The organism is Neobacillus sp. SRL179, assembly GCF_984799095.1.
Genome location: NZ_OZ481792.1, coordinates 1816833 through 1830878 on the forward strand (window position 1 = coordinate 1816833; position 14046 = coordinate 1830878).

Below are 14046 nucleotides of genomic sequence, written 5' to 3' on the forward strand. Positions count from 1 at the left end.
AAATAAAAAGTCTATAAAAATGGGCAAAAAAATATTTAAAGTGACAAGAAGAGGGAGAATGCTGTTGAAATGGAATACAGAGTTTTGAAGTTTCATAGGTGTATAGTGAGTAAAATGTAAGAAGAATAATTGGAAGATAGAATGGAAATGGATGAAAAAGGTGTTTTCAGAATCTGCCTATATTTCCATTATAATGAAGTATATTGTTAGGGGGCAAGTTATATGAGTACCTAAAGAGAAATCATCTAAGCAATGTTCACGAAATTTAAATATTTAACACTAATTATTTGGATTTCGTGAGGGGCCTCAGCTCACCGATTCTTTCGATTGAGAAACACTGAGCATAATGGTTTCATGGTAACCTTCCTTGCCGTATTAAATAAGCATAACTCAGCCCTCATCTTATCTTAAGGTGTGGGCTATTTGACGCTAACGAAATACGATCACTTAATCTTTTTTTCCTAAAAATATTAAACAAAAAGAGTAAGTTTTTATATATCTTTATCAGATATTTCAGATTATTATAAATGTTGGAAAAACCCCTATGCCATCTTGTTCGGTTTCCTTAACATGGAAGAACATAAAAAACTTCTTGGCTTTCTGTCGAATGTCATGGTAAATGCGCGTTTTTTTTCAAAAGAAGGAGAAGTCATTTATCAAAGTAATTTCAAAATACGGATTATTAAAAGAGGTATGGAGGTCAAATGGATTATCTCTTTCTAATAATAAAGATCTTCGTTGCAGGGGGTGAAAGGGGGACGTTGTAGCAACTAAATAATCTAGGTTGCTGCATAAACCAAAATAAGAATTGTAAGCGGTTTCAAATTACCTATGACAAATTGACTAGGGAGGAACAGATGGTTGGAAAAAAAATATTAAGAATTTATTTTATGTGTTCTCTTGTACTATCTTTACTAACAGGTGGATTCGCAAACACTACGGTACAAGCAGCTAGCCCTTCAATAATCAATAGTGGAGGTTGGAATGAATCTGCCTATATAGAATGGTCGTCTGTAGGTGATGCGGTAGGATATAACGTTTATGTTAAATCTGCGAGTGCACCAGATTCTCAATACAAACAAATTGATACGGAATTAATTCGAAGCTACGGATCGTATTGGAGAGCTGATGCTGTAGGGCTTGCAGCTGGAAATTATATCATGAAAGTTGAAGCAGTACTGTCAGATAATTCGATAGAAAGTATGGTTTCTAATACGCTGCCAGTAACGGCACATGACCGATCTGGATTTGCTTTTGCATCAAACTCCACATACGGCACAGGTTCAGGTGCTTATAATAATGATGGAACACTTAAGGCTAGCGCTCAGGTTATTTATGTAACATCAAAGAATGCACAAACCGTAACTCATGATGTAATAACCAGCAGCTCAGGAGCTGTAACAACAGGTGTGGGTATAGGTAATATTCTGAACCTGAGACAAAAAGGCTATGATAAAACACCGCTTGCAATCAGATTTATTGGAAAAATTACAGATGCTGACATGTATGGCCAGCTTAACAGCAGCGGATATCTTCAAGTAAAAGGTAAATCCAATTATTCGGAAATGAATATGACATTAGAAGGCATCGGGGAAGATGCTTATGCTTATGGATGGGGAATCCTGCTTAGATATGTCGGTAATGTAGAAGTAAGAAACTTAGGTATGGCGTTATTCCCTGATGATGGCATTTCAATGGATACTGGCAATGTTAACGTTTGGATTCATAATAATGATATTTTCTATGGAACTGCAGGAGGAGATGCCGACCAGGCAAAAGGTGACGGTTCCACTGACCTGAAAGGTGGATCCACCTATATTACACTCTCTTACAATCATTACTGGGATTCTGGAAAAAGTTCTTTAATCGGTTTGAATGAATCATCAGAATTTTTTGTAACCCTTCACCATAACTGGTTTGATCATTCAGACTCTCGTCATCCACGCATAAGAACAGGAACTGTTCATGTATATAATAATTTCTTTGATGGAATTTCGAAATATGGTGTGGGTGTAACAACAGGAAGTTCATCCTTTGTAGAATCAAACTATTTTAGAAATGCGAAATATCCAATGATGAGTTCCTTGCAAGGTACTGATGCTTTAGGAGAAGGTACATTCTCAGATGAAGATGGAGGAATGATTAAAGCGTACAACAATATAATAGTTGATGCTGCAAGTCTTATCTATGCTAATTCCGATGGAGGAACAACTCCAGCTAATACTGCATCATTTGATGCTTACTTAGCTTCGTCAAGAAGTGAAACCGTTCCAAGCTCTTACAAAACCTTAGTAGGCGGAACAACTTATAATAACTTTGATACTCGCATCAATTTGGGAGTAACTGCATCTGATATTGATGATGCAAGCCTTGTGGGACAATTTGTTTCTGCAAAAGCCGGACGCCTAAATAATGGAGACTTTACATGGGAATTTGATGATGCGGTTGATGATAAATCGTCTAGCATTAATACAGCATTGATGTCTAAAATAAAAAATTACAAAACCAAACTTGTATCTGTAGGGGGTAATACAATTCCCACAGACTCAACCGATCCAACCGATCCAACCGACCCAACGGATCCCACTGGACCAACTGAAGTAAATGTACAAAACTTTACCACAGATGGAAAAGAAAGCAACTTCTTCACGATTCAAGGGAACCTTTCAACAAGTAAGGGAACAGTGGTTTATAATGGTCTAACCTTAACTCAAGCTTTAAAAATGGAGAGTGCAACCAGCGTTAGCTTTACGACTACTGTAGATTCAACCTTAACCTTAGTGTTTAATACAGGAGACACATCGAAAATCAACATAGATGGAACCAGTTTTGCAATGACAGATGGCATTGTAACGGTGCCGCTTGCACCGGGTTCACATACCATTAGAAAAACGGATGTTGCAAATCTATTTTATATGGAAGTAGCTTTAAAGGGAGCATCAGAACCAACAGATACCGTTGCTCCAACAGCGACAATCAGCTATAGTGCTGTCAATCCGACCAACAAAGATGTGATTGTGACGGTTATACCAAGTGAGCCTGTTACGGTAACGAACAATAATGGGCTAGGTCAGTACACTTTTAGTCAAAATGGAAGCTTTACTTTTACGTTTGAAGACGCGGCGGGGAATGCAGGAAGTGTTATTGCTACCGTCAATAACATTGATAAGACGGCACCCGTAACCACGGACGATGCGCCGAATGGCTGGGTCAATAAAGATGTAACGGTAAACTTTATTGCCAGGGATATGGATTCAGGTGTCGAAGCAACGTATTACATGATTGATAACGGGGCTCCACAAACGGGCGAATCGGTTACAATTACTGCGGAAGGCATTCATAGCCTTACATATTGGTGTGTTGATAACGCCAGTAATGTGGAGGAGAAAAAAACAGTTTCCATTTATTTGGATAAAACCGCACCATCGCTTCAGGTCGATTTGGATCAATCGATACTCAGGATTGCCAACAATAAACCTGTTTCAGTAACGGCTGTCGTTGATTCAAGTGACAGTTTGTCGGGGGTTGATTCCGTTATGCTGTCCTCGATAATTCCAAGTGAACTTGAAGACGAGTCAGAACCATTGGTGGGAGATGCTATGTACGGTACGCTAGATCAGACGTTTACATTGCTCGCTAAAAAAGCGAGAAAAAAGGCTGATCTTACCTATAGCATAACGTATAAAGCATTGGATAAGGCAGGCAACCAGTCAGTCACTACTGTTATTGTACGGGTACCTCATGATGAGTCAGAAAAATAAAAGAAAACTAGATTAGGTAACAGACATATTTTGCTCCCCTTTTTTTATGAAGTGGGAGCTTTTTCCTTTTGATATTTAAAGTTGAGGCAGAAAAAGTTGAATTTGGTACATACTAAAAATGGTCAACCTAAAAAAAATCCAACCATAAATGCAGCTCCAAACACTAACAAAAAAGGAGAAATGGAATGGTTCAATTACTTTATTATGCTACACCATTCATTACGGCGTTTATCGTATTTGGCGGCTTTTTTCGCTATAAAAATCCCATAATTCTAAGAAGCAAATCCAATTACTATAGTGCCTTAGAAGAATTAGAAAAAGATCCTGAGAATGAAGAATTAAAATTAATAGCCAGAGAATTTGGCCGCAAATTTTATGGATCGGCAAGAATCACAGGTATTGCGACATCTTTTGACGAGGCACTTATAAATTGTGAAATTATCGCGTCATGCAAAATGGATGAAAAGGATATAAAGTGAAATGGGGGGGAATCTGATATTTCCCATTTTTTTGTTTTTTGATAAATTAATAGGCCAACCTAAAAAAAATATAAAAAAACCTAAAATCAGCACGGTTTTCTAAATGAATGAAAACCCTTACAATAAGATTTAGAAAGCACTTACAAAACTGAAAATTTAGAAAAGATAAAAAAGGGGGAGGATTTACTTGTGAAAGTGCTGAAACGATTTTTTTTACTCCTGGATACTATTTTTGAAAAAGTTGCTTTAGGCTCACTAATCGTCATGATTTTAATCGTAACTCTTCAAGTCTTTACTCGTAAATTATTTAATTATGTTATTTCTTGGTCCGAAGAAGTAACTCTATTATTGCTTTGCTGGTTTTCTTTTATGGGAATTGCTATTGGCATTCGTGAAAAGCTACATTTGTCGATTGAATCCTTTACCTCAAAACTGCCTCCTGCGGCCATTAAGGTGATTGATAAAGTAGTGCTGCTTGCGACGATAGCCTTTGGGCTCTATTTACTGAAATACGGCTGGGATTTTACTGTTTTGATGAAGGATTCCACTCTGCCAGCAACCAAATTATCAAATAGCTGGGCATATGCAGTTATGCCGATTACTGGATTCATGATTATGATTTATGCCTTCTTGCAGTTAATTGGCATTGATACAAAACGGCATAAAATTGAAGGGAGTGGGCACTAACGATGGATACATCAATGATCGCTATAATTATTCTACTGGCAAGCTTTGTCCTCATGTTAGTATTCCGGTTCCCGGTAGCCCTTTCCTTAGCAGGCTCTACCATTCTCACTATACTGTATCTGAACATTCCACTTGAAGTGGTTGGACAACGGATGATTCAAGGAGTTAACTCTTTCGCACTATTAACGATTCCATTTTTCATTTTGGCAGGACAGTTGATGAATGAGGGCGGTTTGGCCATTCGTTTAATTAACCTTGCTATGTTGGTAGTAGGCCGGATTCGCGGCGGATTGGCCATGGTCAACGTCCTCGCCTGCCTGCTGTTTGGAAATATCTCTGGATCTGCAGCAGCAGACGTATCGTCGATTGGATCCGTTATGATTCCAATGATGAGGAAAAAAGGATACAGCAAGGAATTTGCCACAGGTTTAACAACTGCAGCAGCTATTCAAGGTGTTGTTGTTCCGCCAAGTCACAACTTAATTTTATATTCTCTTGCTTCTGGCGGTGTATCGATTGCCACGTTATTTATGGCAGGGGTGGTACCAGGAATTCTAATCTGTATCGCTCTCATGATTGCAAGCCGTATCATGGCTATTCGCCAAGGGTACACTCAAATTCAGGTCGTTGACAAAAAAGATGTTCCCAAGGTAATCAAAGAAGGAATCATTTCGCTTATGCCGGTTGTGATCATCCTGGGTGGAATTTTCTCAGGCTGGTTTACGGCATCCGAATCAGGCGCAATCGCTGTATTATATGCAGTTATTGTTACATTCTTCTACTTTAAGGAAATTCCATTCAGTCGGATGGGGGGCATTATGCTCCGGACATTCCGGACGGTTTCCATGGTCTTATTCCTAATTGCGGCTTCAAACGCGTTAAGTTATTTACTGGCATACCTGCAAATCCCATCAATGGTGACAAATGCATTGTTAACGTTCTCTGATAATCCGATTATTGTTTTATTGATTATCAACGTTTTGCTCCTCATCCTTGGATGTGGAATGGATATGGCCCCGTTGATTTTAATTATGACGCCAATCCTACTTCCGGTTGTCCAATCACTAGGCATGGATCCAGTCCATTTTGGAATCATTTTAATGTTGAACTTGGGGATCGGACTTTTAACCCCCCCTGTTGGAACAGTTCTATTCATTGGCTGTGCGCTCAGCGACATCCCTATTATGAAAGGTGCAAAGGCAATGGCGCCGTTTGGATTGATACTCGTTGCAGCGTTGCTAGTTTTAACCTATATTCCTTCTATTACGATGTGGCTGCCTCGCTTAATAGGTAACTAAACAGTCGTTATGAAAGTAATATTAAATAAATTAAATCAAATTTTTAATTGGGGGAAGAGGATTATGATGAAAAAATCAAAAAAACGTTTATCTTTTGTGTTAAGTGCAATCCTTGGGTCAAGTTTAATTCTTGGCGCATGCGGAGGCGGGAAAACAGCTAATACTTCTGTTGAAAAAGGTTCAAAATCGGAAGGAAAAACCTTGTCATTTCGTTTAGCTGATACACATCCGGACAATTATCCTACTGTATTGGGAGATAAGAAATTTGCAGAGCTAGTTAACGAAAAATCAGATGGCCGTATTAAAATTACTGTATTTCCAAATAGTCAGTTGGGCGATGAGAAATCTGTCATTGAACAAGTACAATTGGGAGCAGTTGAATTCACACGTGTTAGTACAGGACCTCTGGCTGAATTTAGTAAGCCTCTAGGTGTATTCAGTCTGCCATATATCTTCGACAATTCCGAACACGAATGGAATTTCTTGAATAGTGAAAAAGGCCAACAATTGTTAAAAGACTTAGAAGCATCAAAAATGGTTGGACTTGCCTATTATGATTCTGGCGCCCGAAGCTTCTATTCTACTAAACCTGTAAAGAGTGTCGAAGATTTAAAAGGACAAAAAATCCGCGTTCAACAAAATCAGATTAATATAGACTTGATGGGAGCACTTGGTGCCAACGCCACTCCTATGGCGTACGGGGAAGTTTTTAGTTCCCTACAGACGGGTGTTATCGATGCAGCGGAAAACAATACGCCAAGTTACGTTTCTGCAAACCATTATCAAGTAGCAAAGAATTTAGTACTTGATGGCCACCAGCGTGTGCCTGAAGCTCTGCTTGCAAGTAAGGCTATTTGGGATAAATTAAGCGACAAAGATAAAAAGATTATTCGAGAAGCCGCTAAAGAATCTGTAGAAACAGAACGTAAAGAATGGGATAGTATGGAGAAAGAATCCGAGAAGAAAATTAAAGAGGCTGGGGTAACTATTGTCGAAGTGAAGGATCTTAAGCCTTGGCAGAAAAAAGTTAAACCTGTAATCGATAAGTATCGCTCTGATTATGGCGACATTCTTGATGCAATCGATAAGGCAAGAAAATAAATTATCTTGGGACCCAAAAGGAAAATAACAGGAAGGACTATGCTGGGAATGATATCATTAAAGCATGGTCTTTCTTTTTATCTTACATAAAGGAATTAGGTGAATTATGCAACGGTTTGGAAGAAATGCTTTTGAACGGCTATCGAACATACTACTAATGAAAGATTTGTCACTGGTTGGAAAGCTGTTTGTTTTTTTTCTGCACTGCTTGTTGTTGTCCCAATTGGTTTTATTGGTTTTTTTTTCTATCAAAAATCTGTTAATGTGCTTGAAAATGAAGCACGCTCCTACAGCTGGCAGATTATAAGGCAAGTAAACACGAATATCGAGTACTATGTGGGCGATTTTGAGATTGATATATTAAAGATTTTAAACCATCAAACCCTTAATCAATTCCTTCAAATGGATACCCATGAGGAATCTGAATCTAGTGGAATGGAGGATACCATCAAGAGAATGCTGCAAAATGCGGCCTATTCCAGATCGGATATAGCGAATATTACTATATCGGTCAACAATGTAGCCACAATCGATGCTCTCGATATCCGATACAATCGTTTCCAGCCATCAGAGTCTTTTGATCCGAAATTCTTTCAAAAAATACTTCCGGAGAACGCTCAGCCTGTTATTTTCACTCGGACACTTTCTGACGGTGAGAACAAGGATTATGTTATATCGATTGCCCGAAGATTGTTTAGCCCGAAGACTCTCAAACCAATTGGGTATATAGTGATGGATGTAAACTTTAAGCGCTTTAAGGAAATAGCCAGCCAGGTAAATATCGGTAATTCGGGATTTATGTATATCGTTGATTCACAAGGGAATTACGTCTATAATCCAAATTTCTCCCAATTAGGAAAAAAAGCCTCACTTGAAAATATGAAAGAGGTTCTTTTTGGGGAAAGCGGGTCATTTGTAACAAGTGGAGAGGACAAAGATCTGCTCACTTACACCCATTCTGGATTCCTCGGATGGACAGTCATTACATCCATCCCCTATAACGAATTAATCAAAAGTTCAATTTATATCAGAAACACTATTTTTATTACCATTCTCTTTACCTTGTTGATCGCCTTCATTCTTGGAGTAGGTTTGTCAAGCAGTATTATTAAGCCGATAAAAAGGCTGCAAGGAATGATGAAACGTGTGGAAAAAGGTGATTTCAACGGACAAGTCGAGGTATTATCGAAGGATGAAATTGGGGAACTGACCCAGGGGTTTAATAAAATGTTGTTACGCTTAAAAGAACTTGTAAATGAAGTTTATTTTTCGAAAATTAGGGAAACGGAAATGATGTTCCGTCAAAAAGAAATTGAACTTAAGGCATTGCAGGCACAAATCAATCCACATTTTTTGTTTAATTCCCTTGAAACCATTCGTGGAATGGCCTTGGAATACGGAGTGGACGACATATCAGATATATCCGCATCATTGGCAAAGTTATTACGTTATAATATAAATAATAACTCTCAAACTCTTTTTCTGGCGGAAGAAATTTACCATACGAATGTATATCTTCGAATACAGAAATACCGTTTTGATGATAAATTGGAGTATGAATTCTTAATACCAGAATGGGCGAAAAAACAAACGATTGCCAAATTCTCGATTCAGCCGATTGTTGAAAACTCCTTTAAGCATGGGATTGAACCTTCAGGTGGAGTTTCTAAAATCAGTATATCGGCAATGCAGATTTCGGTTGATGCTTATATTATTAAAATTCAGGACAATGGGATAGGAATTTCTCCAGACAAGTTGGAAGAAATTCGGCGAAATTTATGTCAGAAGGATGTAATGGAAGGGGGACCAGGGATTGGCATGGTGAATGTACACCGAAGAATTGTAAACCTTTTCGGAGCAGAGTATGGAATCAGCGTACATAGCAGTCCGGGAATCGGAGCCACTATTACCATTCGCCTGCCGTTAATAAGGCACATTGGACAAGCCGGTTCATGACAAATGGAATATTCGCGATGGCAGTTTAAAAATTATTGCTTTATTGGGAAGTGATAGCATGTACACGATACTTCTGGTCGATGATGAGAAATGGGTTCGAACTGCACTTCTGCATACGATAGTTAAAACAGGACTCTCCTTTAAGGTAATTGGTGAATGCTCCAATGGATTAGAAGCTTTGGATTTTTTAAAGGAACAATCTGTTGATTTGGTCATGACAGATGTGAGGATGACCGTGATGGACGGGTTATCGTTTGTAACTGCATTGGCAGACGGTGGATATCAGTCAGATTGTATCATGGTCAGCGGGTACGATGATTTTAAGTATGTACAGCATGGCCTTCGTTCAGGTATATTTGACTATCTGCTTAAGCCTGTAGAATTGGAAGAACTAAAGGAATGCCTGGAGAACTGGGTGACTCATCACCAAGAAAAAAGTAAACGTTCAACAAACAGTTTGGTAAAAGAGTCAGATCCCTCTGAATTATCCACTGTCGAGCGAGTTATTCACTATATCAAAAGCAAGGTTCCAGGTGAAGTTACATTAACGGAAGCTGCTAACTACGTCAATTTGAATCCAAGTTACTTAAGTAAGCTTTTTAAAGACAAAACAGAGCAGAACTTTGTAGATTTCGTTCTTGAAATGCGTATGAACGAAGCAATGCGCCTGCTAGTATCGACCTCCTTAAGAGTTAGTGAAATAGCTGACAGGCTTGGTTATTCCGATATCGCCTATTTTAGTAACATGTTTAAACGTAAAATTGGAGTAACTCCATCTAAATACCGTAAGAGGGTTCTAAAGAATTAAAATGATAAAAAAGAAAAAAGCGGGGATTGCAGTAATCATTAGAGTAAACGTTGTGGATTAACTAATTTGATAGATTAATTGAAAAGAGGTAATGGACTTGTTTTTCTTTGGAAAGAAAGAGGAAATCGTTAATGCTGGAGAAGGTGTTAAAAGGAAACTTTTAGGAAGAGGCGGCAGCCTCATGATGGCAGAGGTGAGTTTTCAGAAGGATGCAATTGGTGCCATTCACTCTCACCCTCATGAACAGGTTAGTTATATTGTTCAAGGAAGTTTTGAGTTTCGTTTGGATGGAAAGACCCAACGAGTGGTAAAAGGAGACAGCATATACGTTCCCTCAAATTCATTGCATGGGGTAAAAGCCCTTGAAGACAATTCGATTATATTAGACGTATTTACACCGCAGCGGGAAGATTTTGTTTGATATGACTACAGACAGGGACTGCTTGAAACCCTCTGACTAGGATTGCGAACGCACATTGTATAGATCAGTGCGCAAACTAAGACTAATAAAAAAGTGGGTGGGGGTTTCTGCAAAGAAAACCCCCACCCATAATACTATTCTTATAAAGTAGATTCCCTTTCCACATAGGAAGGCTTTATTTTAGTCTTGGATTTCTTCAGATTTCCTGCAAGAATTCCGCCTAAAATGAAAACCACTCCGATCCATTGGGACATACTTACATGTTCTGTTAAGACTAGCGATGATAAGATAACAGCAATCGGAAGTTCAGATGAGGTTAAAATGGTCCCGAGACCTGGTCCGATGTGCGGCATGCCGATGGTAAATAAGATTGGGGGCAAGACCACTCCTAATAAACCAAGATACAAACCATACGGTGCAATTTCCATTAAAACTGGTAAATGGAGTAACTCTGTTGGCGGACTGAGGAGGAAAACGGTAATCATCCCCCCAGTGGTAAATAGTGCACTTTTTTGCACAACCGGTGTATCTTTCTCCACACTGCTGCTAAGGAAGATAAAAGTGGTATAGGTTAGTGCAGAAAGCATTCCCCAAATGGTACCTTGCCACGTCATTTCCCCGCTGCCTTCGGCCATAATTCCTGAAGCAAGTATGGAACCAATCACCAGAATACCAATGGAAACGACCTTCCCCGTTGTTGGCTTCTTTTTATAGAAGATCCATTCAAATAAGCTGCCAATCCAGACAAATTGGAATAAAAAGATGATTGCAAGGGAAGCGTTTAGTGATTGAAGTGATTGGTAATAAAATAGACTCGTTAATCCGAGTGGAATTCCCGATAAAAGTAATTTACCTATTTTCGGCAGTGTAAGTTTTTTCTTTTTCGAAAAGAGAGCTACGATCCAGATTAAGAGAGTCCCCATTAAGAATTGACTTCCTGTCACCGCTGCGCTGGTAAAACCAGCAGCATAAGCTAACTTTACAAAAGTCGATAAGGCACCGTAACTGCATCCCCCCAATAATACAAGTAGTGCGTATTGCCAAGTTTTCATTTCTTCTACCCCTTTCATTCTATAAAACATAAAAAGCCACACAGCTATTATTAGCTGTGTGGCGAAAATAGAGATATCTCTAGAAAAGTCCACAAACAAGTTTTTTTTGGTTCCATATTACTTGGTTTATTCTAAAATGATTCACCATGAATGTCAATCAACAATTTTTCAAGGCAGGTTCTCTTCAGTGAAATAATCCAGAACCATACACCCAGCTCCCTGAGCTGCGATGTTGTAGGCTGCAGTTGACTTTATAATCTGAACATGACTTTTAGGGTAGTGCAAGAGTCGGCTCTGTGCGGTTTCAGAGACCGCTTCGTAAAATAGAGGTTTTGGCACCAATGTTCCTCCACAGATCACAATATCCGGTCGCAAAAGTAAAATAAGATTACTCAGTCCGATGCCAAAATAATAAGCTGCATCCTTTACTACCTCAAGGCAAAGAGGGTCTTCTTGCTCTATAGCATTTAATATATGATGAAAATCGATATCTTCTACATCATTAATACTTTTTCGAAGGATAGAAACATAACCACGCTTCATCCGACGGACGACTTCGTTACGGATAGCAGGCAAGCTGCTATAGGCTTGCAGACAACCATACGATCCGCATGAGCAACGCCGTCCGTGCAGATCCACTACCATATGTCCCAGAGCATCATCCATCTCCATGTTATTACGAACCAATCTACCTTGTAAGATAGTACCGCAACGAATTCCCATATCACTTGAGACAAAAACCAAATTATCTGTTTCTTTCCAATAGTTTTTACGGTATTCGGCTAAGGCTGCTAGATTGGTTCCATTATCGATGAATACATAAGTATGATTACTTTTTTGTAAATAGTCGACAATGTTTAGGGTGTCCCAGCCACCTGCAGGGAACAGTTGTGGGTTTATGAAAAATCCAGTTTCTTTGTCAATTGAATCAAGAACCCCAATGCCAATTCCCAGGAATTTATCTCTTTGAATTTTGTGTTTTGCCAGTAATTCATCAACACACCGGGATACAAAATTTAATGTGTATTCTCCCGTACATTGTGAATCCATTCTTAATTTTTCAACGTCTAGGATGTCTAAGTTTAGATCAAGGAGAAGCACGGTAGTGTATAAGTTGGTAATTTCTACGCCAATGACATAATAAGCATCAGGCTTGATGACATACATCAATGGTTTACGTCCTCCACTAGACTCCCCAATTCCACTATCGTAGATAAGTCCTTCTTGAACAAGCTCGTCCAGTAATCGTTTACATGTTACATGTTTGTATCCAGTTATCTCAGTAAGTGTATTAATTCTGACTGGTCCTAGCTTACGAACAAGGCTATATAAAAGTTTTAGGCTCTTTGTTTTAGGTGATGGTAAGCCTGCAAATTGCTTTAACATATACTTCCTCCAAAATGAATAAGGGTTATTTATATATTTTAGCTGATTCATTCATAAAGGAGTAGGTAATATAACGAACTTTATTCTATTTTTGAAAAAAAGAAACCTGATTAATAGTAATTAGTAGTTTATTTGAAGATTTTTTAAGATACTTTTTTTCAAATTGGTTTTTAGTGATTTACAATAGGTACAATATCTATTACACTTACTTTATAAAACTGTTAAAAAAAAGGAGATATAATTTATGCATAAAATGCAAGATATTTTAGAAACTAGAGATTTCATTTTAAGTAAGACTGACCATCGTCCAACGATTGGGATGATTTTAGGATCCGGATTAGGAACTCTTGCAGATGAAATTGCGAACCCAGTTACCATACCTTATAGCGAGATTCCTCACTTCGCAAAATCTGAAGCAATCGGCCATGCGAATGAATTAGTAATTGGGGAATTAATGGGAAAATCAGTAGTGGCAATGAAGGGACGTTTTCATTATTATGAAGGATTTACGTTAGATGAAGTTACTTTTCCAGTACGTGTTTTGAAGGCCCTCGGCGTTGAGAATCTACTCATCACCAATGCATGCGGTGCAATCAATACAAGCTTTAACCCAGGAGATTTAATGTTAATTACTGATCATATCAATTTAGTCGGTACCAATCCATTGATTGGACCCAATAATCCTGAATTAGGAACCCGGTTCCCTGATGTTTCTCAAGTATATAATCGTGAATTACGAACTATTGCCGCTGATGTAGCAAACGAACAAAACATTACCTTACAACAGGGCGTTTATGCTTGGTGGAGCGGACCAGCTTACGAAACTCCAGCTGAAATCCGTATGATTCGCACATTAGGAGCAGATGCTGTTGGTATGTCAACAGTCCCGGAGGCGATTGTAGCGATTCACGGAGGAATGAAAGTACTAGGTATTTCTTGTTTAACCAATATGGCTTGTGGGATTCTAGATCAGCCATTAAGTCATGATGAAGTCATTGAAGTGGCTGCTTTGGTAAGAGATAAGTTTATCAAACTCGTTAAGGGAACTATAGAAAGAATGTAATTCATTCTTATAACCACACCAGGTGATGACAAGC

General features: G+C 38.6%; 11 protein-coding genes and 1 pseudogene. 10 read left to right on the top strand and 2 right to left on the bottom strand.

Annotated elements, in window-relative coordinates; genetic code table 11:
• Positions 1-890 precede the first annotated feature (890 nt).
• The 9 genes and pseudogenes from AC4E8C_RS09015 to AC4E8C_RS09055 form a co-directional block, all read left to right on the top strand.
• Positions 891-2924: pseudogene (locus tag AC4E8C_RS09015) on the top strand (pectate lyase family protein); the annotation flags it as partial.
• Positions 2916-3761, top strand: coding sequence for an OmpL47-type beta-barrel domain-containing protein (locus AC4E8C_RS09020; RefSeq protein WP_490212512.1), 846 nt, complete (start codon positions 2916-2918; stop codon positions 3759-3761). The pseudogene AC4E8C_RS09015 and the gene AC4E8C_RS09020, both read left to right, overlap by 9 nt.
• A gap of 185 nt (positions 3762-3946) precedes the next feature.
• On the top strand, positions 3947-4240 hold the full coding sequence (locus tag AC4E8C_RS09025; protein ID WP_490211769.1) for a hypothetical protein: 294 nt from the start codon (positions 3947-3949) through the stop codon (positions 4238-4240).
• Between the two features lie 189 nt (positions 4241-4429).
• Positions 4430-4927 carry a TRAP transporter small permease gene (locus tag AC4E8C_RS09030; protein ID WP_490211770.1) on the top strand — a complete coding sequence of 166 codons (498 nt, stop codon included), beginning with the start codon at positions 4430-4432 and terminating at the stop codon, positions 4925-4927.
• 2 nt (positions 4928-4929) lie between these two features.
• Positions 4930-6225, top strand: a complete 1296-nt coding sequence (locus tag AC4E8C_RS09035; protein ID WP_490211771.1) for a TRAP transporter large permease — start codon at positions 4930-4932, stop codon at positions 6223-6225.
• A 63-nt stretch (positions 6226-6288) separates the two neighbouring features.
• On the top strand, positions 6289-7326 hold the full coding sequence (locus AC4E8C_RS09040) for a TRAP transporter substrate-binding protein (protein ID WP_490211772.1): 1038 nt from the start codon (positions 6289-6291) through the stop codon (positions 7324-7326).
• A 264-nt stretch (positions 7327-7590) separates the two neighbouring features.
• Positions 7591-9282, top strand: a complete 1692-nt coding sequence (locus AC4E8C_RS09045) for a sensor histidine kinase (protein WP_490211773.1) — start codon at positions 7591-7593, stop codon at positions 9280-9282.
• A 58-nt stretch (positions 9283-9340) separates the two neighbouring features.
• Positions 9341-10090: a response regulator transcription factor gene (locus tag AC4E8C_RS09050; RefSeq protein WP_490211774.1), complete on the top strand. Its 750-nt coding sequence runs from the start codon at positions 9341-9343 to the stop codon at positions 10088-10090.
• A gap of 97 nt (positions 10091-10187) precedes the next feature.
• Positions 10188-10511, top strand: a complete 324-nt coding sequence (locus tag AC4E8C_RS09055) for a cupin domain-containing protein (RefSeq protein ID WP_490211775.1) — start codon at positions 10188-10190, stop codon at positions 10509-10511.
• 140 nt (positions 10512-10651) lie between these two features.
• Here the strand turns inward: AC4E8C_RS09055 and AC4E8C_RS09060 are convergent, their stop codons facing one another.
• Positions 10652-11563: an EamA family transporter gene (locus AC4E8C_RS09060; protein WP_490211776.1), complete on the bottom strand. Its 912-nt coding sequence runs from the start codon at positions 11561-11563 to the stop codon at positions 10652-10654.
• A 168-nt stretch (positions 11564-11731) separates the two neighbouring features.
• Positions 11732-12949, bottom strand: a complete 1218-nt coding sequence (locus AC4E8C_RS09065; protein WP_490211777.1) for an ROK family protein — start codon at positions 12947-12949, stop codon at positions 11732-11734.
• 244 nt (positions 12950-13193) lie between these two features.
• Between AC4E8C_RS09065 and AC4E8C_RS09070 the strand changes: the two genes are divergently transcribed.
• On the top strand, positions 13194-14012 hold the full coding sequence (locus AC4E8C_RS09070; protein WP_490211778.1) for a purine-nucleoside phosphorylase: 819 nt from the start codon (positions 13194-13196) through the stop codon (positions 14010-14012).
• Positions 14013-14046: the final 34 nt, after the last annotated feature.